Here is a 23,576-nt window from a genome sequence, read left to right as displayed (position 1 = left end):
CATGAAAACCATTATTACACTACTATGCCTGATCTACGGATCACTTCTAACGGCACAAACTGCCAAACTGACAGTGGAGGTAACCAACATCAAAACATTGGAGGGCAAAATGCGGGTTGCGCTGTTTAACGGTGAGTCCAGCTATTTGAAAGATGCTGATTATGAAGCAGATACAGTGATCTATGACTCCGGAGCTGTACTGATCACCTTCAAGGATCTGCCATTGGGTGAATATGCCATTTCCTTATATCATGATCAGAATGATAATGGGAAGCTTGATGCCAATTTTATGGGTATTCCATCAGAGCCCTACGCTTTTTCTAACAATGCTCCCAGCCGATTCGGACCAGCAAAGTATGAGGAAGCGCGATTCACCTTAATCAATGATGAAAACAAACAACAAATCAAACTAAACTAATAAACCATGAGACATGTACTTACCATTTGCGCCGCATTGACCATCTCATTGGCATTCGGCCAGTCGAAATTTGAATCTGCTATTCTTAAAGGCAAAAACATGATTGCCACTCTTGATACCGTCACAGATTATCAAAACACCATTAACTATTTCGAACGTATCGCTCAAAAGGAAACCGATCAATGGCTGCCTCTTTACTACCAGGCTCAGGTCATGAGTTTTATGGCGAGCAATGATCCCAATGTAGACACCAAGGAAGCTACCCTCAATTCCGCATTGGAGCTGATTCAAAAGGCTAAGAAGATTGATAAAAATGCTGAGCTCGTAGCTTTGGAGGGGTTTGTACAGATGCTGCGACTTACTGTTGATCCAGCCACTAGAGGCCAGACGTTGTCCCCAACCATCTTTGGGCTGTACCAACAAGCCCTGGCTTTAGATAGTCAGAATCCAAGAGCTCTACTGTTTATGGGACAAATGCAATATGGAACTGCTCAGTTTTTTGGGACAGGCTTTGAGGAGGCATGTGCCAATGTTCAGAAAGCTTATGATATATTTGAAAAACAACCCGATGAGCCAACCATTAATCCAGACTGGGGGAAGGGAAGCGCCAAGGCGGCTTTAGCTAACTGCAATCAATGAGATACACCAAGAAACAATTCGGAAGTCATTTGAAGGAAATCGCGTTAATGGCTCTTATGGGCCTGATTTTCGCTCTTTTCTTCAATGACTTCAACTTTAAAAGCATGGCCATTACGATCATTGTATGGATCGTTCTTAGCAGAGGGAATGGCTGGCTGGTGGAGTTAATAGACAAACGAGTGAGTTGGGTAGATCAACCGATATATCGGCTAGTGCTTGGTACAGTGGTCATGTTGCTTTACACCATACTCGCTTTTGGGCTGGTTGTGGTGTCCACGGTGTGGTGGTTTTACGGTCAGGAACCGATGGAAACCATTCAGGATTTTGGGTTTAGTAACTTCTTCACGGCCATTTTGATCACTTTGATTATTACCATGTTTCTGCATGGTCGAGCGTTTTACCTGGAGTGGAAAGATGCTTTATATCGCGAAGAGAAGCTTAAAAACGAGACATTGAAAACGCGTTTTGAATCATTGCGTAATCAAGTGAATCCCCACTTCCTGTTCAACTCACTGAATGTATTGTCCGGACTGGTCTATGAAGATCAGTCCAAGGCGGTGGATTTTATCCGGAAAATGTCGGACGTTTATCGCTACGTGCTGGATAAAAGAGACCAGGAGGTAGTCCCTATGGAGGATGAATTGCGCTTTTTCAATAACTACGCTTACCTGCAAAAAATCCGATTTGGAGATAACCTGAACGTGCAGGTAATGGGAGAGGCACAAGGAATGTTGCCTCCGGTTGCCCTACAGTTATTGTTGGAGAACGCTATTAAGCATAACGTAGTTTCTGAGGCTAAACCACTGACTGTCAATGTGATGATTGGTGAGAAGTCCATTACGGTGTCCAATAACATTCAGGAAAAACTATCCAAAGACTCTACAGGTATAGGATTGAACAATCTGAGAGATCGCTACAATTACCTTTCAGATCAATCCATTAAAGTAGAACAGGACGAAAAAACGTTTAAAGTAACCATTCCAATTTTGAACTTAGAAGAATGAGGTATCTGATACTTGAAGATGAAAAAATAGCTTCCAATCGCTTGAAAGAAATGATTGCCAACCTGAGGCCGGATTACAAATGTGTACTTACTCTGGATTCGGTAGAGTCTGCGGTAATTTCCCTGCCGGCGCTGAAGTTGGACCTGGTGTTTATGGATATACAGCTGGCAGATGGGAATTCGTTTGACATATTTGATCAAATCAAATTTGATGTGCCTATTATCTACACCACTGCCTATGACGAATATGCCTTAAAAGCATTCAAATCCAATAGTGTAGATTATCTACTCAAGCCCATTGATCCGGTAGAACTGGCTCGAGCAATCGATAAGTTTGAGAAACACTCAGTGAAGGATGATAAGGATGTGACCGAACTGATGCAGGCATTGAAACCAAACGGTAAGGAGCGGTTTGTGGTGAAAGTAGGAGATCACTTGAAATCGGTGATCACCAAGGATATACAACTCATCTATAGCCAGGACAAAGGTACTTATCTGTTTACCAGGGAGGGTAAGCGATTTCTGGTGGATTACACAATGGACAAAGTAGAGGAGATGGTATCAGGGCAGGACTTCTTTCGAATCAGTAGAAAATTCCTGATTCACATCGACTATATCAAAGACATTATCGCTTATACCAATTCCAGGTTGGAGATCAGGGTAGATCATTTTGATGATGAGCAGGTCATAGTGGCCAGAGAGCGGGTGACAGACTTCAAGGAATGGCTGGATCGGTAACTAGTTGTTGACCACATTGAGTATTTCTGATCGGTCAAAAGGCTTACGAAAATAGTGATTTAGTGTGTTGGAGTCCAGGGCTTCACGGATCTCAGGAGTAATCTCAAAGCCGGTGAGCAAACATAGTTTCATGTCTGGATAGATATCTCTGGCTTCCTTCACCAGGTCAAGACCACTCTTGCCAGGCATACGTAGATCTGAAATGACCACTTCTATATCGTTGTGATCTTGCAAAATCTGCAGCGCTTCATCGGCAGATTGGGCCAGCACTACCTCCAGGTCAGATCGATAAGTGATCTGAAAGGTAATGCGGTTTGGATACTCGTCATCAACGTATAGAACCTTCTTTTTCAACAATACTTCCATTAGGCAATAGATTAAATGTAACTAAAACTGTGGTTCCTTTTCCCTTTTTTGATTGAAAATGTATCTGTCCCTGGTGTTCAGTCACGATTTTTTTAGAAATGAACAAACCCAATCCAGTACCTATTCCAGGGGCTTTGGTTGTGAAAAACGGATCAAATACTTTGTCCAGGACTTTCTCATCAATTCCTGACCCAGTATCTGATACGGTAAGTAAAAGTTGATTGTTCTCAATTTCGGTAGCAATGGTGATCGTACCTTCATTGGTTATAGCCTGAGCCGCATTGGAAATGAGGTTGATGAGCAGTTGATGTAAGTTGCCTTCATCACCCAGAATAGCATATTCATCTGCGAGTAATTGCAGATTTACCTGGATTCGTTCCTTCAATTCGTGCTCCATGATAATCAGGCAGCTATGAATCACCTCATGGATGTTGCATGGTTGCATGGAGTGATCACCTTCTCTACTATACCTGCTTAGTCCTTTGACGATCGTGGTTATTCGCGTGATCCCTAGCTTCATCAGCTCTATTACCTCATCTAATTCCTGCTTGGATTTGGCTGAATTTGTGTCATGTAGAATGGACTCAAGACTGTATAGGCCTCCTTGCAGGTAGTTGACGGGGTTATTGATTTCATGTGCAATACCAGCAGTCAGAACACCCAGTGAAGCCATTTTTTCTGCATGAATGAGTTGGTTTTGGGTTTCTTGCAACTGGGTGACGGTTTTCTGTAGTTCTTCTGTTCGCTCTCTCACCATCACTTCCAGCTGATCTTTCATTTTGTTGAGTTCCTGAGTGCGCTCGTCTACCAGCATGGTAAGTAGGAGCTGTCTTTGCTTTTCTCTGCGAGAGGTCATGTATCTGGTGGCAAATACCACCACACCCAATACCAGCATAACAGCAAGGAAAAAGGGAACTGTCTTGTAAAATGGAGGGTTGACTTTGAAGGAGATCAAGGTAGAGTCACTCCAGCCGAAGTTGCCGACTTTTTTAGCTCGTACTTTCAAGTCATACTTTCCATCTCTTAACTCGCTGAGGTTAATAGCGGGTGAGGAATTTGGAGCAGACCATTGATCATTTAGTTTGTAGCTATACTCCACGTCATTGGCAGGAAAGAGCAGTGAAGAGATGTTTATGGTCATGTAAGACTCATAAGGCACTTCTATGGGTGTTGTATTGGTGAGGGTTTTACCATTGGCAATGATACTCAGGACAAGGGGTTGCTTCGTTTTCTGAGGGGTGCTATTGGGCTGATAGTCTGTCACTGCCACTCCCTGAGAAGTGCCTACCCAGAGCTTGTTGCCATTGATAATGAGACACTCCTTATTTACAGTGTTTACCGGAAGGCCAGAGGTTTCAGAATACTGCGCATAGTCATGGTTTTCCAGGTTGTACCTGATTAAGCCAGAAGTAGTAGCGATCCACAAATGTTTATCTTCTAGCAAGAGTGCCCTTACCGCACTGTTTTCGAAGTTTAGGTTGATTTCTAGTTTGAAAAGAAAATCTTCCTGAAGAGCAAACAACCCATAATTAGTCGCCAGCAAAAACACTTCATCTATCTTGGCAATATCGTCCACAGCCAGTCCTATGCGGTATGGCTCTTCGAATCTGACACTTAGGTCGATGAATTCATCGGCATCATGTGGTTTGAAATAAAGGTAATGGTCAGGGTTGGAGGATAAGGCGTAGACTCCTTTGTTTGTTACTTTGATACCAGAGATCTCTGTTGCCAACCCTTTTTCCAAGCTATAGGATTCATAGCTCAGATCCCTAGGATTGACCTTTCTCACACCTTTAAATGATTCCTGACTGATCCATATTGCATTTGAATGCGAGTCATAGACCATATCGAAAATATAGCGCCCTTCTGACATGAGGTTTAACTCATCGAGTATTCGATCTTCTTTGATTTTCAGTAACCGATAGCCTGAGGACACAAACAAGTGCTGGTCGATGTAGACACCACTGAGAAAGTAGTCATTTTTATCTCCAATGAGTATTTCCTTCCCCTTTTCAGTGGACTTATCAATTTGCCAAATGCTGGTGCTCCTCAACGCATAGATGTAAGGGGTTTCATTGCTGGTGATGAGTGCCTCCAGGTAGTTGTTTGGTTTGTCGAGTTGGGTTTTTCTGAATTCTGGTAGAGTCAGTAGTTGAATCCCTTTTTGAGTACTTAGCCAGATGTTGCCCTCTGCATCCACAAAGGACTGGTTGACAAACATATCCGAATTAACCACCTTTTGCGCACTGAAGTCATCCAGATTTACAATGGACGTATTGTCATTAATTCCGCTTATAACAAACCGACCAGGTGAAAGCTGCTGTATGTGTCTGTACTCCATTTCACTGTCCGTCCCTGACATCTGAGTGGGTGTGATCATTACCTGGGATTGTGTTATTTCTACTTTCATAATACCGCTTCCGGTCGCTAGTAGCGTGATGTCATCTATTCGTTTGATGTCATAGGTTATCACGGATTTGTTGATTTCCAATGCCTGGAAGGTTTCGTCGGATTCATTGAAATGATAGTAGTTACCGGAATTAGAAATTACAATCAGTCGTTTGTCTGCTGTTTCAAAAAAATTAAAAGATCGAACGAATGAAATCGTATTATCCAGAGGACCAAAATGATAGCGCTTCCACTGGCCATCTTTGTACCGAACTATAGACTGTGGTTCGGCTATCCACAAATAACCTTTATGATCTTCATATGCATGTTTGGGGTACCAAAGTGCGGAATCAGTCAGTGTTCGGTTACCCGCCAGCAATACATCAAAAGTTGGTTGGTTGACGTCCGGGTTAATTACGGTGATTCCCATGTCATGGACACCCAGCAGTCGGCCATCGGATGTATTCAGAAAGTATTTGAAGAAGTTGCTGGGGGCACCTTCGGCGTATCTGGTGAAGTTGATGCCATCAAACCGAAACAGACCATCGTCAGCACCAATCCAAATGAATCCGAGGCTATCCTGAGAGATGCACTTGATGATGTCGGTGTCCAGTCCGTCCGTGGAGCGGTAGTTGTAGGTGAATATGTCCTGAGATTGAGCAAGGAGATTTTGGATGACAAATAGTGCCAACAGTATAGACTTGCATGTGGATGGCCTGAACACAATAGAATTTAATGATAATTAATTGATTTACAGAGAGGTGTCGACCAATGCTGGTAATCTTACGATTAATGCCTGATTATGCCAGTTCTCTTAGATCTACCGGTACTACTCTGGATACTCCTTGTTCGATCATGGTGATCCCATAGATCACGTCAGTGCTCGCCATGGTGCGCTTATTGTGAGTCACAATGATGAACTGGGATTCCTTAGAAAACTTACGGATGATCTCGTTGAACTTGTCAATATTGGCATCATCCAAAGGAGCATCCACCTCGTCGAAAATACAGAACGGAGCTGGCTTGATCAGGTAAATCGCAAATAGGAGAGATGTGGCTGTCAACGTCTTTTCACCACCCGAAAGCTGGTTAATAGTCAAAGGACGCTTGCCTTTTGGCTTGGCCATGATTTCGATGGCTGATTCCAGTGGATTATCCGGATCAGTCAATTTCAGCTCACAATCATCTTCCTCTGTGAAAAGTGTACGGAATACTTTGATGAAATTTTCCCGGATCTTTTCGAAAGCCTCCTGAAAAGTATCTTTAGCCACTTCGTCAATCTCACTGATGGTAGTCAGCAAGGACTCTTTGGCTTTGAGAAGGTCTTCTTTTTGTCCGGCAATAAAGTCATGACGTTCTTTGATCTCTTCGTAGGCCTCCATCGCCATTGGGTTGATTGGTCCCATGCCATCGAGACGATTTTTGAGCTTGTCAACTTTCTCACGAAGTTCGTCTTGTGTTTTGGAAAGCAAGTCTTCATTTTCAAAGGCATCCACCTGATTCATGTCCAGGTTAAACTCCACTGATAGACGATCTTTGATGGAGTTGAGCTGCATTTTGGTCTCATTGAGTTTGTTTTGCCACTCCATGAGGACTTGATCGGCTGATTCGCGTTGACGCTGGATTTCACGCAGTGCTTTTTCTTGTTCGTCTATGGTGCCACGGACGTTGTAGTATTCTTTTTCCGCTTCGTTTACTCCAGTCTCAATAGACTCTTTTTCCTCATACATTGCTACCAGGTCTTCATCACTTTCTTCTGATTTTTTGACCAGATCGTTTAAGTCCTGGGTAGCCTTCTGCAGTTCTTCAGTGTTTTGTTCGATCCGTGCAGCACTGCTTACATAGGTTTCATCTTTATAGCTGATCTCTTGTTTGATGCTACTGATCTTGTTTTGCTGACGGTGGTATAGTACGTTCTGCTCATTATAAGCTGATGACCTGCTGGAGAGCATGTCGTTCATCTCACTGAGTAGTTCTCGCTGATCAGTTACCTGTTGCTCCAGCTCAGCTAAGATGCTGGTAGACGATTCGTACTCAGGGCGCATTTGCTCCAGCTCGTTCGTGAGTGTCTCGATGCGCTCTTCTATATCTTCACGCCGCGTTTCGTTGGAGTTAAGCAACTCGCTGTACTGTTGTTGCTTGGTTTGAATGGAGACGAATGTTTCGTTGATTCGGCTCATTTCAGCTTGCAACTCCTCCAGCAGAGATGCCTGTGTTGAGCTTTTGAGTTGCTCTATTTCTGACTGATTCTCACTGAGATTTCGTTTGGCTTTTTCCTGTTTTTTGGTCAGGTCTTTGATTTCTACAGCGAGTTTTTCCAGGTTTTTAGCTCTACCAATTCGTTTACCTTCAAACAAGCCGACCGATCCACCCGAAATGCTGTATTTGCGCTGCGTGATCTGTCCGCTTTTAGACACAAACACCACTTCATCTGTATCACTATCAGGAAGATCGTTTTCGTAGATATAAACATTGTCCAGGAGGTGTGCGATGAGTTTTTGGTACTTGTCATCGTATTCTACCACTTCCGTAGCTGGTGTGGTGTTTGGGAAAATATGAGATGACTTAGCATGATACTTTTCCAATTTGTCCAACACAAAGAAGTGTGCCCGACCTCTGGAAGCATCGCTCAGTAGATTAACTGCCTTCAGTGCGTCATCATGAGTCTCTACCACATAGTAGTTCATGTAAGGCTCCAGGAAGTTCTCGATAGCTATACGGTATTCTTCCGGACAGGCAATCACATCAGATAGGAGTGGAGCATCCTGCCATTGTTTGCTCTTCTTCAAAAACTTAATAGCCTCTGGAAACCCTTCCAGACTGTCTACCAGAGACTTGGTCAGGTTGTATTCGTTTTGCTTGGAGTCCAGCTTGCGATTGACCTGAGTGAGTTCTTCTCTGATGATATCTATTCGTTGCTGGTAGGTCTCAATCTTATTCTTGAGGTCAGTCTCCTTTGCCTTGAGTGCTTGGTATTCTTCGTTTTTTGTTTCTTTCTCCTGGGTGATTTCTGCCAGTTTTTGATCAAAGTTTTTCAAGCTCTCACTTTGTACCGAAGAGTCCTCTCTGGATTTATTGAGTTCACTCTTGAGTGAGTTGATTTGTACCTCTTTGATTTCAAGATCTTTACCCAACTGGTAAACTTGTTCCCTCTTGGTATTGTACTGCTGATTGTATTCATTCAGTACGTTTTGTGCCTCTTGAGTCTGACTTTTCTGAGATTCGTAGTTCTCCTGAAGTTCCTCCAGTTTTTTGCTGATGTCCGAGAGAATTTGTTGTGCATTATCTCGCTCCTTATCCAGGCTCTTCAGGGAAAACGCCGCCCGTTCGTTGGACTGTTTATCTTGAGAGATCTGGTCCTGTAGCTTTTCCAACTTGTCTTGTAAAAAGCGCTGACGTTCGTTCTTGATTTTCTTTTCGCTTTCGTAATTGCGAATCTTGGTCACGTGTTCATTCAGGGTCTTTTGTCTGGAGGAGAGCAGTTTTTCTTTGGAGACCAGCTCGGTCTTTGTTTTTTCCAGCGAGGCTTCACGCTCAGATAATTGAGTGTTCAGGGAGCGTTTGCGATCACCTTCTTCTTGTATCCTTTTTTCGATGGTCGCAAATACCGCGGTTTGGTCTGCTACCGATTTTTTAGCCAGCGCTATACTGTACTCTTTATACTCCTCCTTCATCTCGTAGTAGCGTTTGGCTTGGCGTGCCTGCTTCTCCAGAGACTTCAGGTTCTTTTCTATTTCAAACAGAAGATCTTCAACACGGTCTAGATCAGCATCTGTATCGTTTAGTTTTCGGAGGGTTTCTTTCTTTCTGATTTTGAACTTGGAGATTCCCGCTGCTTCTTCAAACAGACTTCTTCTGGATCCATCTTTATCATTGAGGAGGTCATCCACCATTTTCAGCTCAATGATCGCATATGTATTAGAAGCAATCCCAGTATCCAGGAACAAGTCTTTGATGTCTTTCAGTCTACACGGAACTCCATTAAGCAAGTACTCACTCTCACCGGATCGGAAGTACCGTCTGGTGATGGTTACCTGAGTGTACTCAGTGGGGATAAGGTTTTTGGTATTATTGAAGGTAAGGGAAACTTCGGCTAGCTGGGTTGCTTTTCTGGCTTTAGTCCCATTGAAAATCACATTCTCCATTTTATCAGACCGCAGCACTCTTGATTTTTGCTCGCCTAGTACCCATCTGATGGAGTCCACCACGTTGGATTTACCACATCCATTGGGCCCAACTATCCCCGTGATTCCTTCATCAAAGTTAATGGTGACCTTATCGGCAAAACTCTTAAATCCTTTAATCTCTAATCGTGTTAACTGCATGCAGTTGCTGTGATTTGAAGCTTGAATGAACCGCCAAATTTAGTCTTTATTTTGAATTTAGTATTAGTTGCTAAGTTCTAAATCAAGGAGAAATAGCACTAGCCCTGTTACCGGATGAAGTTAGTTCGCTTCTTGCAAGAAGAGATAAATTGTTGAGATATGAGCAGCCAGGAACCGAGTAGAGAATTCGTAATAATTACTACACAACGTTGCTATTGCCACAGTATTGTGTTAGCTTTAGAATACAATCAGTTTTTGGGAGAATTGCCTGCTTAAAGGTTTTTACAGCTCCATTTTTACGAACGCTATAGACAAGCCGGTTTCTAGGGAACTAAACCAAATTGCTATGTCTAATTACGAAGGTAGAACTCACTTGAATCAAATCGGAAACACTCACTTCAATTCATTGTGTTCGCAATCACCTTAATCACAATTAGGTAAGAAAAAACTCCACTGCCATCAGTCGATGGTCATTTTTTTACTAACCATAAAATCCACTATGTCTATGAAAAAACTACACATGGAAAGGACTGGTATGTTCATTCTACCAGTGCTATTGCTCATTCTTATGGCTTTGTCCCATACATCTACTGCTCAGCAGCAGGCGATTCTGGATGGAGTGTTAAGGATTAAGGTAACCGAGAGTCTCTCAGCAAGGCTGGAGGCTGCTAACCTAGATGACTCTGAAGAAGGAGTATTGCTGACCGGTATTTCTTCAATAGACAGAGTCAATGAAACGTATAATGTCAGAGGCCTTCGTCGAGTCTTTCGAAATGGAGGCAAATTCGAAAACAAGCACAAGCAGTATGGACTGCATCGATGGTATGAAGTCAGTATGGATCGTTCCGTTTCTGTTTTGGATGCAGTAGCTGCATTTGGAGGAGTAGAAGGAATAGAACACTCAGAGGCTGTACTTAAGAAGGTTATCGTAGGGTCCAATGAACCTAACTACGGTCCTCAACCGATAATACCCGAAGAGTATTCTCATACTGCAGCCAGTCTACCCGGTGTTCCAGATGATCCTTTCTTAAGTGATCAATGGCACTATAACAATACGGGTCAGTCTGGCGGTACTCCCGGAGCTGATATTAGCTTGTTTCAGGCTTGGGGAATCGAAACGGGAAGCCCGGATGTAATCGTGGCTGTTACTGACGGAGGTATTCAGGTAGACCATCCAGATATTGCAGATAACATGTGGGTCAATACGGGTGAGATTCCTGGAAATGGAATTGATGATGATGGTAACGGATTTGTTGATGATATCAACGGGTATGGATTCGGCGATGATACGGGAGACATTGCGCCTGATGCTCACGGTACTCACGTAGGGGGTACTGTGGCTGCAGTGACCAACAATGGAGTAGGTGTGGCAGGAGTAGCAGGCGGATCTGGCGCTGGAGACGGTGCACGTCTGATGTCCTGTGCGGCTTTTGGAGGAGTCAGTACAGGAGGCTTCGCTGAAACCTATGTCTATGCCGCCGATATGGGAGCTGTGATCTCTCAAAACAGTTGGGGATACACCAGTCCTGGCTTTTTTGAGCAGTCAGTTCTTGATGCCATCGATTATTTTATTGCTGAGGCTGGAAAGGACTCATTGGGTAACCAGGTAGGTCCTATGAACGGAGGTATAGTAATTTTCGCTGCTGGAAATGATGATCAGGATGCTGAATGGTACCCAGGGTTTTACAGTCCTACTTTAGCGGTTTCAGGTTTGACACACAATGATACCAAAGCATGGTATACCAACTTCGGGTCTTGGGTTGATATTTCAGCTCCTGGTGGAGAGACCATCAGTGTAAGTGAAGAGGGAGTTCTAAGCACGTTGAATAATAATCAATATGGATTCTTTCAAGGGACATCCATGGCGTGTCCACATGTGTCGGGACTAGCCGCTTTGATTATTTCACAGTATGGAGGTGCTGGCTTTAGCCCAACGGTGCTAAGAGATCGGTTGATTACTACTGCCGATGATGTGGATGCTTTAAACCCAGGGTTTGAAGGTGAGCTAGGGCCACGTATTAATGCCTTTGCTGCGTTGCAATCAGACGATGGTGAACCTCCACTTCCGGTCACGGATCTTGCTGCACTAGATGTTGAGATCACATCGGTATTGCTGGGATGGACTGCTCCATTAGACTCTGGAAGTGGATCGGCCAGCACTTATGATATTAGGTATTCTACTTCTCCAATAGATAGTAGCAATTTTGAAAGTGCTACATCGGTTGCAAATCTTCCTGTGCCATCCAATGCTGGTACCTTGGATACAATAGAAGTATCTGGATTGACATCAGGAACACTTTACTATTTCGCGTTGAAGTCTAGTGACTTCTTTGGTAATAAGTCTGAAATCTCCAATATAGTAGCTCAGGCTACTAATGAAGCACCTGATTTATATGTTTCTGACTCTCTTTTAGTTGCTGATCTTTTGACGGCAGAAACAGAGGTTCAGACTGTAGAGATCATTAACAATGGTGCAGGTCCGTTGGATTTTGTGATTAATTCATTAGGTCCTGAATCGTTCGCCAGTGTGTCACCTTCAGTAGGTACTGTGAGTGCTTTTGATACTATGGAGGTTGCTTTGACTTTTGATGCTTCGGGACTGTTTGGAGGTAGCTATTCTCAGACTTTACAAATAGCAAGTAACGATCCAGTTGATGGAGTCTCTTTTATTGAGCTGACTCTCAATGTAACGGATAATGGAGTGCCAATTGCAGAAGTTTACCCAACGGATACCCTTGATTTTGGTGGTTTGTTCATAGGAGCTTCTACCACCGAAAGTGTAGTAATTACTAATGCAGGAACTGGTTCGTTGATTGTCTATCCTCCAACCTTTAGTTCAGCAGACTTTTCGTCCAATCTGGCCGATAGCGTATTTGTCGCACCTTTTGATACCGTAAGTATTGGCGTAACCTATGCACCAACAGCAGCCGGTTATGTGATCGAGGGGATGACCATCCCAACGTCAGACTCTGCAAATAGTAGTTATTTGCTGAACCTGGTGGGAGAGGGCCTATTGGCGCCTGCTATAGAGGTTGCTCCGGATTCTTTGTTTGAGTCTCTATTTATTGATCAAATAAGTACTCAAAGTCTCACCATTAGCAACACTGGCGATTCTGATTTGGTATACACCCTGGAAACCTCAGGGACAACTACTGCTGGTACAGCCGGTACACTGCAAGTAGAGTTGCCAGATGGATCTGAAGTCAGCACTTCCCAACAAGGTGAAATGAGACAAATCGCTTCAGGGTCAGTAACACAGAGGGCAGTTGCTGAGATCAAATGGTTGAGTCAGTCAGCCACCACTACTACCGTTTTAATAGTAACACCTGATTCTGATCTATCGGATTTGGAGGCACTTTTAGACGGTTTTCCAGACGTGGAGGCCGATATTTTCAGTTCAGCGAGTTTGCCTTCCATTGCGGTAGGTGACTTGTTGCCTTACGATATTGTCATGACGACCAATAATACTCAATGGTTAAGTTCTGGATCCGTAGATCCTGAAGTTGTAGGGGATGTGCTAGCCGATTATCTGGACGCAGGTGGAAAAGTTATAGTCAATGAATTTGCGTATTCCTATGATGCGTGGCAGATGGAAGGTCGTTTTATCGATGAAGGTTATGGTCCATTTGTGCCATCTACTACCGATGAAAGCACCACAGTTTCTCTAGGAAGTATTCTTGCTACGGATCACCCGGTTATTCAGGGAGTAACCCAGCTGGATTACACCGGGTTCGTGCAAAACGTAGGGATTGCTCCTGGAGCTACAGCTATTGCTAACTGGGACAACGGGGAGCTATTTGTTGCGGCTAATGATGACGTGGTGGCACTAAATCTTTTACCTGACTATGGAAACGGAGATGGTTTGACATGGACTGGAGACCTTGCTCTGCTTTACCACAATGCTATCCAATACCTCGGAGGATCCTCATTCATCGAGTTTTCGACTACAGAAGGAGTTGTCAGTGCCGGAGCTTCAGAAGTAGTTGATGTTATCTTCAATGCTGGAGGATTAAGTTCTGGTACTTACTACACGGATATTAGCGTATTGTCCAATGTGCCTGGTCAAGAAGCCATTATTGTTCCTGCTTCTTTGGAGGTAACAGGTCCAGAATTGGAAGTATCACCAGACTCGCTGACCGAGGTGTTGGAGAAGGATCAGACTAGTACACAGACCATCACAGTTACCAATAATGGATCGGTGGTTTACCCGGTTGCTGTATCTGTATCTGGCGGCGTGAGTATCTCTGGTGTTGAGATGAATCTAGCTTCTGATCTTAATGCAAGAACAATTTCCAATAGCCAAACGGTTAGACCTAAATCTACCTCAAGGTCAACCAGAAGTGCTGCTGCAAAGACATCTTTAGATGCATTCGGCACAAAGGCAATTTCTGGAGGGGCGAAAAAGACGAAAAGGAGCAACGGTCAGAGCCAGAGATCGGTAGCACAACAAGCAGCTCTTTATGAAACAGATTTTGAAGACTTTACAATTGGTGATGTCAATGGTCAAAACGGCTGGTTCGGACAATTCGGCAACTGGACCGTAGAATCTGTGAATCCAGCAAGCGGAAGTTTGCATTTTCAGGGGCTATCTGATGGTTTTGGACAATCCGTAGCTTTCTCACCAAATGTCGGTATAGGCAGCGATCCAGTTTCATCAATGACCATGAAAGTAAGTGTGACTGGATCCAATGTCACCTGGCAGCTGGTACCACAATCACCAACAGCAGGTTTGATCGTAACAAGACTTCAATTCAATCCAGATGGCTCAGCCAGTGTACTGGTTCCCGATAGTTTGGGTAACGGAGTTTTTGAGCCGATAGCTGCCCCGGTGCCTTCAGGGTATTTTGAGGTGACTATTGAAGCGGTCAGAGCCACAAGTGCATTTACTGTTTCTTTTAATGGAACTGAGGTATTCTCTGGTGAAGGTTTTGCTGGAGATATGGAAGAGCTGGTTATCCTCTCCTTGATGGAAGTGGCTGGTCCAACTCTTGATATTGATGATCTGGCCATAAATGATGGTCCTGCATCAAGTCTGCCACAATTCGTTACTGTATCGCCTGAGTTGGACTCACTTGGAGCTGGTCAGAGCCTTGATATCACAGTTACTTTTGATTCTGAAGACCTGGAATTTGGCATGTATAGTTCTCTTATTACCATTGATGTTGCTGGTGAGGAATATAATGTGCCGGCGAGTCTTCAGGTAATTGGTGATCCAGCGATTTTTGTAGATCCTACGGTGCTTCAGGCTACTGTACCTTATCAAGGCGATACCACCAAGACTTTTACGATTACCAATACTGGGGGTAATCCTTTGGACTATGGAATACAGGTTGTAGGAGCCGACACAGATATCGCCAATCTACCAGTTAGTCCTGAGAAGCAAATCAATTGGAAAACGGATCAAAAGACGCTGGAAAAATTAGCAGCAGACAGGGCTGCAAATCCGATTTTGACAAGCAAAAAATCTACACCGATAGTGCAACTACTGGCCGGAACGGAGCTTTTCAGTGAAGATTTTGAAGGGGCCAGTTTCCCACCATCAGGCTGGGGAGTGGTTGATAATGAAGGAACTGGAGTCGTCTGGAGCTTTGCGGCAGATTACGGTGAGGGCAACTACGCAGGTACCGGAGAAGTAGCCACAGTGAGTAGTGATGCGGCTGGTACGGTTGAGTACGATACTGAGCTGATTACCCCATTCATTAGTACAGATGGCTTTAAAAATATTGCAGTTCAGTATAACGCCAATTACATCAACTTAAGCAGTGATGTATTGGATGTTGATGTTCAGCTTGCGGGAGACTCTACCTGGACTACCGTTTTGAGCTGGAGCGAAGATCATGGTGGATTTTTTGCAGGTCCTGGTGAGCAAGTCATTATTGAGCTGGATGATTATCTGGGAAATGCTAGTGAGTTTAGACTCAGATGGCACTATTACAATCCGGATACCGGAGATTGGGACTGGTATGCTCAGGTAGATGACATTGTGGTCCTTGGAGATCCAAAGGCCTGGTTGGCTATTTCACCTTCATCAGGTTCAGTACCGGTAGGTGAATCGGCAGAACTTACTGCTCAGTTTGATGCGGAAGATATTGAAGAGGGATTCTACGTGGCAGGCGCAATTATTTCCAGCAATGCTGCCAATACTCCAACGGTAGGTTTGCTGGCTTCACTAACCGTATTGGGAGCTCCAGAGATGACCGTGTCGGTGGATTCATTGAGTGAGTATTTGTTTATAGGAGAAACTTCTAATCAGAGCTTCACGGTTAGTAATTCCGGCGAAAGCCCGCTCAAATTCTCATTTGGATCAGAATTGCCGCAGGTGGCATCTCAAAAAGCGAGGATCGAACCCAAAGAAGAGCGTATGCTGCCGGCAGCAACCACCGTGAGTCTTGATGGTAAAAGAGCAATTCCTTCTGGAAGGGAAGCACCTCTGATCGGGACCACTGTTTATGGTACAGGTTTCGAGGAGTTTAATCCAGGAGACATTGACGGACAAAATGAATGGGCTGGACAATGGGGTAACTGGACCGTCGAAAGCATCAATTCGTTCGAAGGAAGTCAGCATTTCAGAGGACTATCTGATGGATTGGGTCAATCGTTGGCCTTTTCACCTGGAGTAGGCATTGGTGCCGAGCCAATCTCGTCCACTACCATGATGATGAGTCTGGATGGTACCGGAGTTACCTGGCAGGTGATTCCTCAGTCTACCACCGCTGAGTTAGTAATTACCCGATTCGTTATTAATACTGACAATTCTCTGGAAGTACTTGTATCAGATAGTCTGGGTAATGGTTCTTTCGAACCAGTTAATGCCCCATTGCCATCTGGCTATTTTGAATTGCGAATTGATGTAGAAAGAGCCACTTCGGTCTTCACCATTTATTTTGATGGAGTACCGGTCCATACAGCACAGGGTTTTGCCGGGGATATTGAGGAGCTTGCTGTGCTCTCTCTTATGGAGGTGTCTGATCCTACATTGGATATTGACAACTTGAGTATATGGGATGGCGCTCCGGCACTTCCTTGGTTCTCATTGAGTCCACTCTCAGGAATAGTCACTTCTGGTGGAAGTACTGATGTTACTGTCTTCTTTGATGCTACTGATACCGAAAAAGGAATCTACACCGATGTGTTGTCTTTGATTAGCAACGATCCTGAAGCTTCACAAGTTGACATTCCAATTACATTGGAAGTGGATCAAAATTTCGCACCTGAGTTAGCATTAGTTTCTGATACATCGGTGATCGAGTTGGGATCCATTGATCTTACCTTCCAGGCTACAGATGCAGATGATTCGATCCTCAGTGTCAGCCTGGTAAATGCACCATCATTCATTTCAGTATCAAGTTCAGCTATGGGTACAGCTACCTATAGCGTAGCTCCAGAGCTGGGAGATGCAGGAGAGTATTATCTAACGGTGCTGGCAGAAGATGGGAGAGGAGCCACTGATTCAGCGGATTTTGTTCTTACTGTAGAGCCATATGGTGTGAGTAGTTTCACCTTGATCAATAGTAAAACAGGTGCAGTGGTCACCTCATTCATTGATTCGGTAGCTATTGACGTACAGGACCCTGATTTCCTTCATTATATCATACAGGCTAATACCAATCCTTCGGAAGTTGGTAGTGTTAAGTTCAAAGTGAATGGACATCAAATGAATACAGATAGCCGTGCTCCATATAAGTTATTCCCACTTCTTTGGCTAGGTGTGGGTAGTGGCAGTCATGAGGTGACAGCTATTCCTTACACTGGGAAATGGGCTCAAGGTGATCGGGGACAGGCTAAGACCGCAGTTTTTACTTTGGTTAACTCAACCAATGTTACGGCCGTTAATGTCGTCAATCATGTTGGTGAAGTGCTTATGACCCTGTCAGATAGCAGTGTGATCGATATCAGTGATCCAGCCTTCTCACATATCAATCTGGTTGCCGAATTGGATGGCCCAACTACCCAGGTCACCTACCGGTTGAATGGAAGCATTCGCAACATTGATTACTCAGCTCCATACTCCATGGCAGGAGACTGGTTTGGTTATTTCCAGAAGTGGTGGGTATCACCAGGTGTATACACCGTTGAAGTTGTGCCGGTATCTGGATGGTGGCCGCAAGTGGCTGGAGGTTCTCAGACCATTACATTTGAGGTGGTAGATGGATCAAGCACAGCCAGAACGGCTAAAAGTGGTGAAGATAAGCTTGCTACTGAGGCACCGGAGCTGGTGGTTTATCCTGTTCCTACAGAGGATATCATAGAGCTATCCATGAGGGGAATGGAGCTGGACCGTGTAGAGCTGATCTTGACAAACCTGCAAGGTCAAATCATACATCAAGAAGTGTGCACAGGAGATAAACTTAATGGGAAAAAGCTTTCTGCTAAGAGTCTTGGCTTGAAGGCTGGAATCTATTATCTCAAAGTGAGTGATAGCAATGTTCAGATTACCAGGGAGGTCATCGTAAAATAAGTCAGTCTTGATGATTGTTAGATTCAAGGGCTGTCCGATTAGGGCAGCCTTTGTTTTTTATCAATCAACCGGAGTAGAGATTATGTGCTCGTTTCACTTTATGATAGAAGATTATTCCTTACTTTAGTCCACATGGACGACATTCAATTTTGGATATATCTGGTTTTTGGAGCGATTTACTTGCTCTCCCGCTTTTTCAAGAAGAACGACAAGGATGCGACACCCAGACGAACGCCACGCCCACAGCAGCAGCAACCTACTTCACGGCCCAATAAACCTGTGACTTTTGAAGAGTTGCTAAAGGAATTTACTGAAGGAAAATCCGAGGAGGAGGAAGTAGAAGTAGAAAAGCCGGAGCCAGTAGAAGCAAGACAATTGCTAAAGGAACGCAAGTGGCAGGAAGAAAATAGACCTGATTTCAGTCAGGAAGGGACCACCAGGAGATTTTCTGATGAAGACAGCCGCAGGATTTATGAAGAGTCCATTAAAAGTGCTGAAACTTCCAGTGCCAGTTTCGAGAGAGATGATAACTTCAAACTAAAAGTGAAAAGTCTTGAGGAGGAAGAGGAAGAGCAGACCGATTATGCCGGTGACATAGCCTCCATGCTGCAAAACCCCAACGATGCTCGCAAAGCAGTGATCCTCGGAGAGATTTTGAATCGCAAGTATTAATTACAACCCACTCTTAATTTTTTGGTGGAAAAACTCCCGATAGTTTTCCGAAATAGTGAGTTGATCTCCTTGAATCTGTATGCTGGTCTTGGTGACACTGTCTATTTTGTCCAGGTTGACGATGTAGGATCGGTGGATTCTCATGAAGCTCTTTTCGGGTAATTTTTCCTCCATACTTTTCAAACTTGTCAGAGATAATATCGGGTGGGCTTTTGAGGTTAAGTGAACTTTTACATAATCTTTAAGCCCTTCTATATACCGAATGTCATTCAATAGCACTTTCACTAACTGGTATTCCACTTTTAGAAAGATATACTCAGGCGTTTCATTGGGGTTGGCAGGAATGTGGCTGGCAGAACTTCTAGGCTTGTCCAACATGCTCTGAGCCTTGGTAGCCGCTCTCAAGAATTCCTCATAGTTGTATGGCTTTAGTAGGTAATCAATGGCATTGACTTTGTATCCTTCAATCGCAAACTGATCATAAGCCGTAGTGAATACAATTAAAGGTTTTTCTGAACCAGGTTTGCTGTCCAGAATTCTCGCTAGTTCAATACCAGTGAGATCGCTCATCTGAATATCCAGAAACAATACATCTACTTTCGTGTCACTATGTAGCACTCTTAGCGCCTCGATGGCATTGTCATAGCCACCAACCAAATCTAAAAAGGGAGTTTGTGTGATGAATGAGGTAATGAGCCCCAGAGCAAGGGGTTCGTCATCTACAGCCAGGCATCTGAGCTTCATGAAGCTAAATCTAGTTGAAAGTCAACAATGTAGCGTCCATCAGTCTGATTAATCGATACTTCATGCTTGCCTGGATACATCAACTCTAGTCGACGCTGTGTGTTTTGCATACCTATGCCACTTCCTTCCAGCTTGAGACCAGAAGTCTCAAAAATGGCATTGATCACCTTCATTTTCAGCTGATTGCCCTTCAGAGTAATGGCAATATCGATGGTGCTTTTTTGCTGAGAACTGATGCCATGTTTGAAGGCATTTTCGACATATGGCAGCAGTAACATTGGAGCTATGAGCACATGCTGGCTTTCTGTGGGCTTAATGAAACTGACCGCTACCTTATCTGGTAGACGGAGCTTCATTAGTTCGATGTAATTGGATACAAAATCAATTTCTTGTTTAAGTGTACAGAACTCCTTGCGAGAATCATACAGTACGTACCGCATCATAGCAGATAGCATATGAATCGCCTTTTGAGCTGATGTGACATTCAGGGAAGTGAGCGCATAGATGCTATTGAGCGTATTGAAAAAGAAATGCGGGTTGATCTGAGCTTTCAAGAAGGAAAGCTCCGTACTGACTTTCTCTTTTTCCAGTTCCTGACGCATGAGCTGGTCTTGTTGCCCTTTTCTCAGAAGCAAAATACTGGTGCTAGTGCCTATGGAAAGGAAGATCATGAGCATACCAGGAAAATCAAAACGGAACCAGGCGCGTGGCACATACTCCTTACCGGGTCTGAATACTTCATGAAGTAGTCTGGGTAAGTTCAATCCATGTTCAACTGCACGCATTCCCAACAGTATAGCAGCAGCAATCAATAGTACGGTAGTTGCATATTGCCAGATTTTATTGTTCAGCAATAGTCTGGGTACGAGGTATACCGAATTAATGTAGTATGCGGCTGTGAGGACAAAAGCAAAAATCAGTTGTTTGAACCAAAACTGAGCAGGCCACTCCGGTCCCCATCCCAGGGGAGGAATAACCAGCAGCAGCAGCCAGATGGTGGTGGTCACACTGAACTCCAACCAAAACTGCCTTTTACGTCTTTTCACGATCATTTGCATCACAATACGACAAACCTATTACTTGAGAGTCTTTAATATAGGTCAACTCTGCCAAATCCTGAAATCCACCGACGTATAGCCAATCCTGATCGACGTTGGATTTCGTCGATTCTCATGGCTCAAATGCAGATGAAAACCTCATCAACGTCTATTGTAAATCACCATTACACAACCATGCCGTCTATTTGTATAGTTAAACTACTTAAAACGCAGAATCTCAATTTGACAGGATGAAACACGCACTACTTACATTATTGATAATCAGTTCATTAACTGTAATGGCTCAGCCGCCAGCTGGTTACTCTAAAATGGGCAAGAGCAAACAACCCGAGGTGGGTTATGGCAAACTAACAGGACAAATCCTGGATCCCGATAATCAGCCGGTTCCCTTTGCTACGATAGCACTGATCTCCAATGCAGACGGATCCACGGTAGATGGAACCATCGCCGACGAGTCAGGTAAATTCGCCCTAAAATCCATTCCAGAAGGTAATTACAAAGTCTCGATTTCATTCATTGGTTTTGACAAAATAGAGAAATCTCCATTTGAGTTTACAGGCAAAGGTGAGAGCTATGATTTAGGTGCCGTCAAAATGGCCAGCAACACACAAGAGCTCGATGAAGTGGTGGTGGAAGGTCAGCGTGAGCTGATGGAAGAGAAAGTAGACCGTATCATCTACAATGCCGAGCAAGACAAAACTACTACTGGTGGTGACGCAACAGACGTGCTAAGAAGAGTGCCGTTGCTCAGTGTGGATCTGGATGGAAATGTTTCACTACGTGGTAGCAGCAACATACGGGTATTGATTGACAACCGGCCATCTACCATTTCTGCTAGTAGCATCGCCGATGCATTGAAGCAGATTCCCGCTGATCAGATCAAGTCTGTGGAAGTGATCACGTCCCCATCTGCCAGATATGATGCGGAAGGTACCGGAGGTATTATCAATATTATTACGAAGAAGAACAATCTCCAAGGAGCATCCGTCAGTCTCAACTCCAGTGCTGGTTTGAGAGGGTCTAATCTTGGACTGAATGCTTCTTACAGAAAAGGAAGGGCAGGATTTACCTTAGGCGGATTTGGACGCGCTGGATACAACATCAAAGGAGACTTTGAAAACGAACAAACACTCTTTGACGATAATGGGAATATCAGATCCATTACCAATCAGTCTGCCAGTACGCTGACCAACATGATGTTTGGCCGGTACAACCTTGGGTTTGACTATGAGCTAAACAAGTATAACTGGGTAAATGCCAGTGTGAAGTTTGGGTTGTTCAATTTTGGCAATACCCAGGATGATCGAACCAGTGAAACCGTAGATGGAAATGAGAACTTGATCAACTCCAACTTACAGGATGTCTCCATGGACAACCTAAGCAACACTGTGGATGTCAGCTTGAATTACATCAAGACGTTCGAGACTAAAGGGAAGGAATTCAGTGTATTGACATTGTATAGCCAAAATAGCAGAACCAATAACTTCGAGAATATTTCCAAAGATACCGATACGGAGGATGTGTTGAGTAAGCAGAAGAATGACAATGATAGTTATAACAGGGAGGTTACCATACAGGCTGATTATGTCAACCCAATAGGAGACAAGCAAATACTCGAATTTGGAGGTAAAAACATCATGCGAATGGTCACCAGCGATTATACCTATTTCACTGCAACAGGATCTGGTGCATATACTGAAGTCTCAGGCCCCGGGTTTACGAACGTGTTTGATTACAATCAAAATGTAACGGCTGGGTATTTGTCTTACACGCTTGATTTTCTAAAAACATACAGTGTAAAGGCAGGAGGCAGATATGAGTATACGACCATTACAGCAAACTTCTCAGATGAAGTAGACCTGGATTTACCGAGCTATGGTGTATTGGTCCCAAGTTTGAATTTGTCCAAAAAACTAGGAATTGGAAATACTATAAAAGCAGCTTACAGCCGTAGAATACAACGTCCCTCACTTCAGTTTTTGAATCCAAACGTAGATGCATCCAATCCAAAAAACATCTCGCAGGGTAACCCTAATCTGGATCCAGAATTCACTGATAATTTTGAGGTTTCTTACAGCACATTCAAGAAAGGTACTTCTCTCAATTTCTCTGCGTTTATGAGAAATACTAATGGCTCCATTCAGCAAGTGCGTGAGATTATAGGGCAGGACACCATCCGCACCACTTATCAGAATATCGGTGAAGAAGATGCCTATGGCGTGAGTGTGTTTGCCAATGTGCGAATAGGCAAAAAAATTATGCTTAATGGTGGTGTGGATAGCTATTACTCCATCATGAATAACAACGTGGAGGATCCGATCTATAGTGCCAGCAACCAGGGTCTGGTATTGAGTGGAAGAGTCTTTGGTAGCTACAAGGTAAATGACAACTGGTCTTTTCAGTTTTTTAGTTTCTTTCGCGGCAAGCAGGTGCAGCTTCAAGGATATCAGACAGGGTTTTACATGTATAGCCTGAGTTTGAACCGATCATTCAAAGAAGATCGGGGTAGTATAGGTATCGGTGCTGAAAACTTCATTGGTGGTCGTATGAAAAGAACATCAGAAATCAGCTCCGCATTCATTGATCAATACAATACCAATGTCATGTACAACATGAATTTTAAAGTTAACTTCAGCTATCGGTTTGGTAAGCTAAGTGTGAGCCAACCTAGAAGAAGAGGAAAGAGCGTAGATAATTCAGATTTGAAAGAAGGTGGGGATAGTGGCGGCATGATGAACAATCAATAATAGTTATTGCTCACAGAATT

At 43.8% G+C, this 23,576-nt stretch carries 12 protein-coding genes; 7 read left to right on the top strand and 5 right to left on the bottom strand.

All coding sequences use genetic code 11. The annotated features are described in order from the left end of the window. The first annotated feature begins 1 nt into the window (after position 1). From ACO067_RS24170 to ACO067_RS24155, 4 genes are read left to right on the top strand one after another with little or no spacing between them, the layout of a single operon-like run. Positions 2–418 (top strand): DUF2141 domain-containing protein, encoded by a 417-nt coding sequence (locus ACO067_RS24170; RefSeq protein ID WP_421879609.1) that lies wholly within the window; start codon positions 2–4, stop codon positions 416–418. 6 nt (positions 419–424) lie between these two features. Further along, positions 425–1,057 carry a hypothetical protein gene (locus tag ACO067_RS24165; protein ID WP_421879607.1) on the top strand — a complete coding sequence of 211 codons (633 nt, stop codon included), beginning with the start codon at positions 425–427 and terminating at the stop codon, positions 1,055–1,057. After that, positions 1,054–2,061, top strand: coding sequence for a sensor histidine kinase (locus ACO067_RS24160; RefSeq protein ID WP_421879604.1), 1,008 nt, complete (start codon positions 1,054–1,056; stop codon positions 2,059–2,061). The genes ACO067_RS24165 and ACO067_RS24160 overlap by 4 nt, the downstream gene beginning before the upstream one ends. Further along, on the top strand, positions 2,058–2,798 hold the full coding sequence (locus ACO067_RS24155; RefSeq protein ID WP_421879601.1) for a LytR/AlgR family response regulator transcription factor: 741 nt from the start codon (positions 2,058–2,060) through the stop codon (positions 2,796–2,798). The genes ACO067_RS24160 and ACO067_RS24155 overlap by 4 nt, the downstream gene beginning before the upstream one ends. Here ACO067_RS24155 and ACO067_RS24150 read toward each other — a convergent pair whose 3' ends face one another. The 3 genes from ACO067_RS24150 to smc form a co-directional block, all read right to left on the bottom strand. Beyond that, positions 2,799–3,164: a response regulator gene (locus ACO067_RS24150; protein WP_421879598.1), complete on the bottom strand. Its 366-nt coding sequence runs from the start codon at positions 3,162–3,164 to the stop codon at positions 2,799–2,801. It lies immediately after the preceding gene. Next, positions 3,127–6,243, bottom strand: a complete 3,117-nt coding sequence (locus ACO067_RS24145; RefSeq protein WP_421879595.1) for an ATP-binding protein — start codon at positions 6,241–6,243, stop codon at positions 3,127–3,129. The genes ACO067_RS24150 and ACO067_RS24145 overlap by 38 nt, the downstream gene beginning before the upstream one ends. Before the next feature lie 109 nt (positions 6,244–6,352). Then, entirely contained in the window at positions 6,353–9,877 is a 3,525-nt protein-coding gene (gene smc / locus ACO067_RS24140) for a chromosome segregation protein SMC (RefSeq protein WP_421879592.1), read from the bottom strand. 505 nt (positions 9,878–10,382) lie between these two features. Here smc and ACO067_RS24135 point away from each other — a divergent pair. Continuing rightward, complete coding sequence (locus ACO067_RS24135; RefSeq protein WP_421879588.1) at positions 10,383–18,335, top strand: S8 family serine peptidase; 7,953 nt, start codon at positions 10,383–10,385, stop codon at positions 18,333–18,335. A gap of 132 nt (positions 18,336–18,467) precedes the next feature. Beyond that, entirely contained in the window at positions 18,468–19,007 is a 540-nt protein-coding gene (locus tag ACO067_RS24130; RefSeq protein ID WP_421879585.1) for a hypothetical protein, read from the top strand. Here ACO067_RS24130 and ACO067_RS24125 read toward each other — a convergent pair whose 3' ends face one another. Next, entirely contained in the window at positions 19,008–19,751 is a 744-nt protein-coding gene (locus ACO067_RS24125) for a LytR/AlgR family response regulator transcription factor (RefSeq protein WP_421879583.1), read from the bottom strand. After that, on the bottom strand, positions 19,748–20,797 hold the full coding sequence (locus ACO067_RS24120; RefSeq protein WP_421879581.1) for a sensor histidine kinase: 1,050 nt from the start codon (positions 20,795–20,797) through the stop codon (positions 19,748–19,750). The genes ACO067_RS24125 and ACO067_RS24120 overlap by 4 nt, the downstream gene beginning before the upstream one ends. Positions 20,798–21,039: 242 nt before the next feature. Here ACO067_RS24120 and ACO067_RS24115 point away from each other — a divergent pair, with 242 nt between their 5' ends. Further along, positions 21,040–23,556 (top strand): TonB-dependent receptor domain-containing protein, encoded by a 2,517-nt coding sequence (locus ACO067_RS24115; RefSeq protein ID WP_421879579.1) that lies wholly within the window; start codon positions 21,040–21,042, stop codon positions 23,554–23,556. The last annotated feature ends 20 nt before the right edge of the window (positions 23,557–23,576 follow it).

Origin of the sequence: Marinoscillum sp. (genome assembly GCF_965229915.1) — a bacterium.
Taxonomy (GTDB): Bacteria; Bacteroidota; Bacteroidia; order Cytophagales; family Cyclobacteriaceae; genus Marinoscillum.
Note: the sequence above shows the minus strand (reverse complement) of the source record. Positions and strands in the feature narration are given on the sequence as shown.

Excerpts from the sequence above, each read along its gene's own strand:
- ACO067_RS24115 (WP_421879579.1), top strand. The coding sequence starts at position 21,040 with ATGAAACACGCACTACTTACATTATTGATAATCAGTTCATTAACTGTA.
- ACO067_RS24130 (WP_421879585.1), top strand. The coding sequence starts at position 18,468 with ATGGACGACATTCAATTTTGGATATATCTGGTTTTTGGAGCGATTTAC.
- ACO067_RS24155 (WP_421879601.1), top strand. The coding sequence starts at position 2,058 with ATGAGGTATCTGATACTTGAAGATGAAAAAATAGCTTCCAATCGCTTG.
- ACO067_RS24160 (WP_421879604.1), top strand. The coding sequence starts at position 1,054 with ATGAGATACACCAAGAAACAATTCGGAAGTCATTTGAAGGAAATCGCG.
- ACO067_RS24165 (WP_421879607.1), top strand. The coding sequence starts at position 425 with ATGAGACATGTACTTACCATTTGCGCCGCATTGACCATCTCATTGGCA.
- ACO067_RS24135 (WP_421879588.1), top strand. The coding sequence starts at position 10,383 with ATGAAAAAACTACACATGGAAAGGACTGGTATGTTCATTCTACCAGTG.
- ACO067_RS24150 (WP_421879598.1), bottom strand. The coding sequence starts at position 3,164 with ATGGAAGTATTGTTGAAAAAGAAGGTTCTATACGTTGATGACGAGTAT.
- ACO067_RS24125 (WP_421879583.1), bottom strand. The coding sequence starts at position 19,751 with ATGAAGCTCAGATGCCTGGCTGTAGATGACGAACCCCTTGCTCTGGGG.
- smc (WP_421879592.1), bottom strand. The coding sequence starts at position 9,877 with ATGCAGTTAACACGATTAGAGATTAAAGGATTTAAGAGTTTTGCCGAT.
- ACO067_RS24170 (WP_421879609.1), top strand. The coding sequence starts at position 2 with ATGAAAACCATTATTACACTACTATGCCTGATCTACGGATCACTTCTA.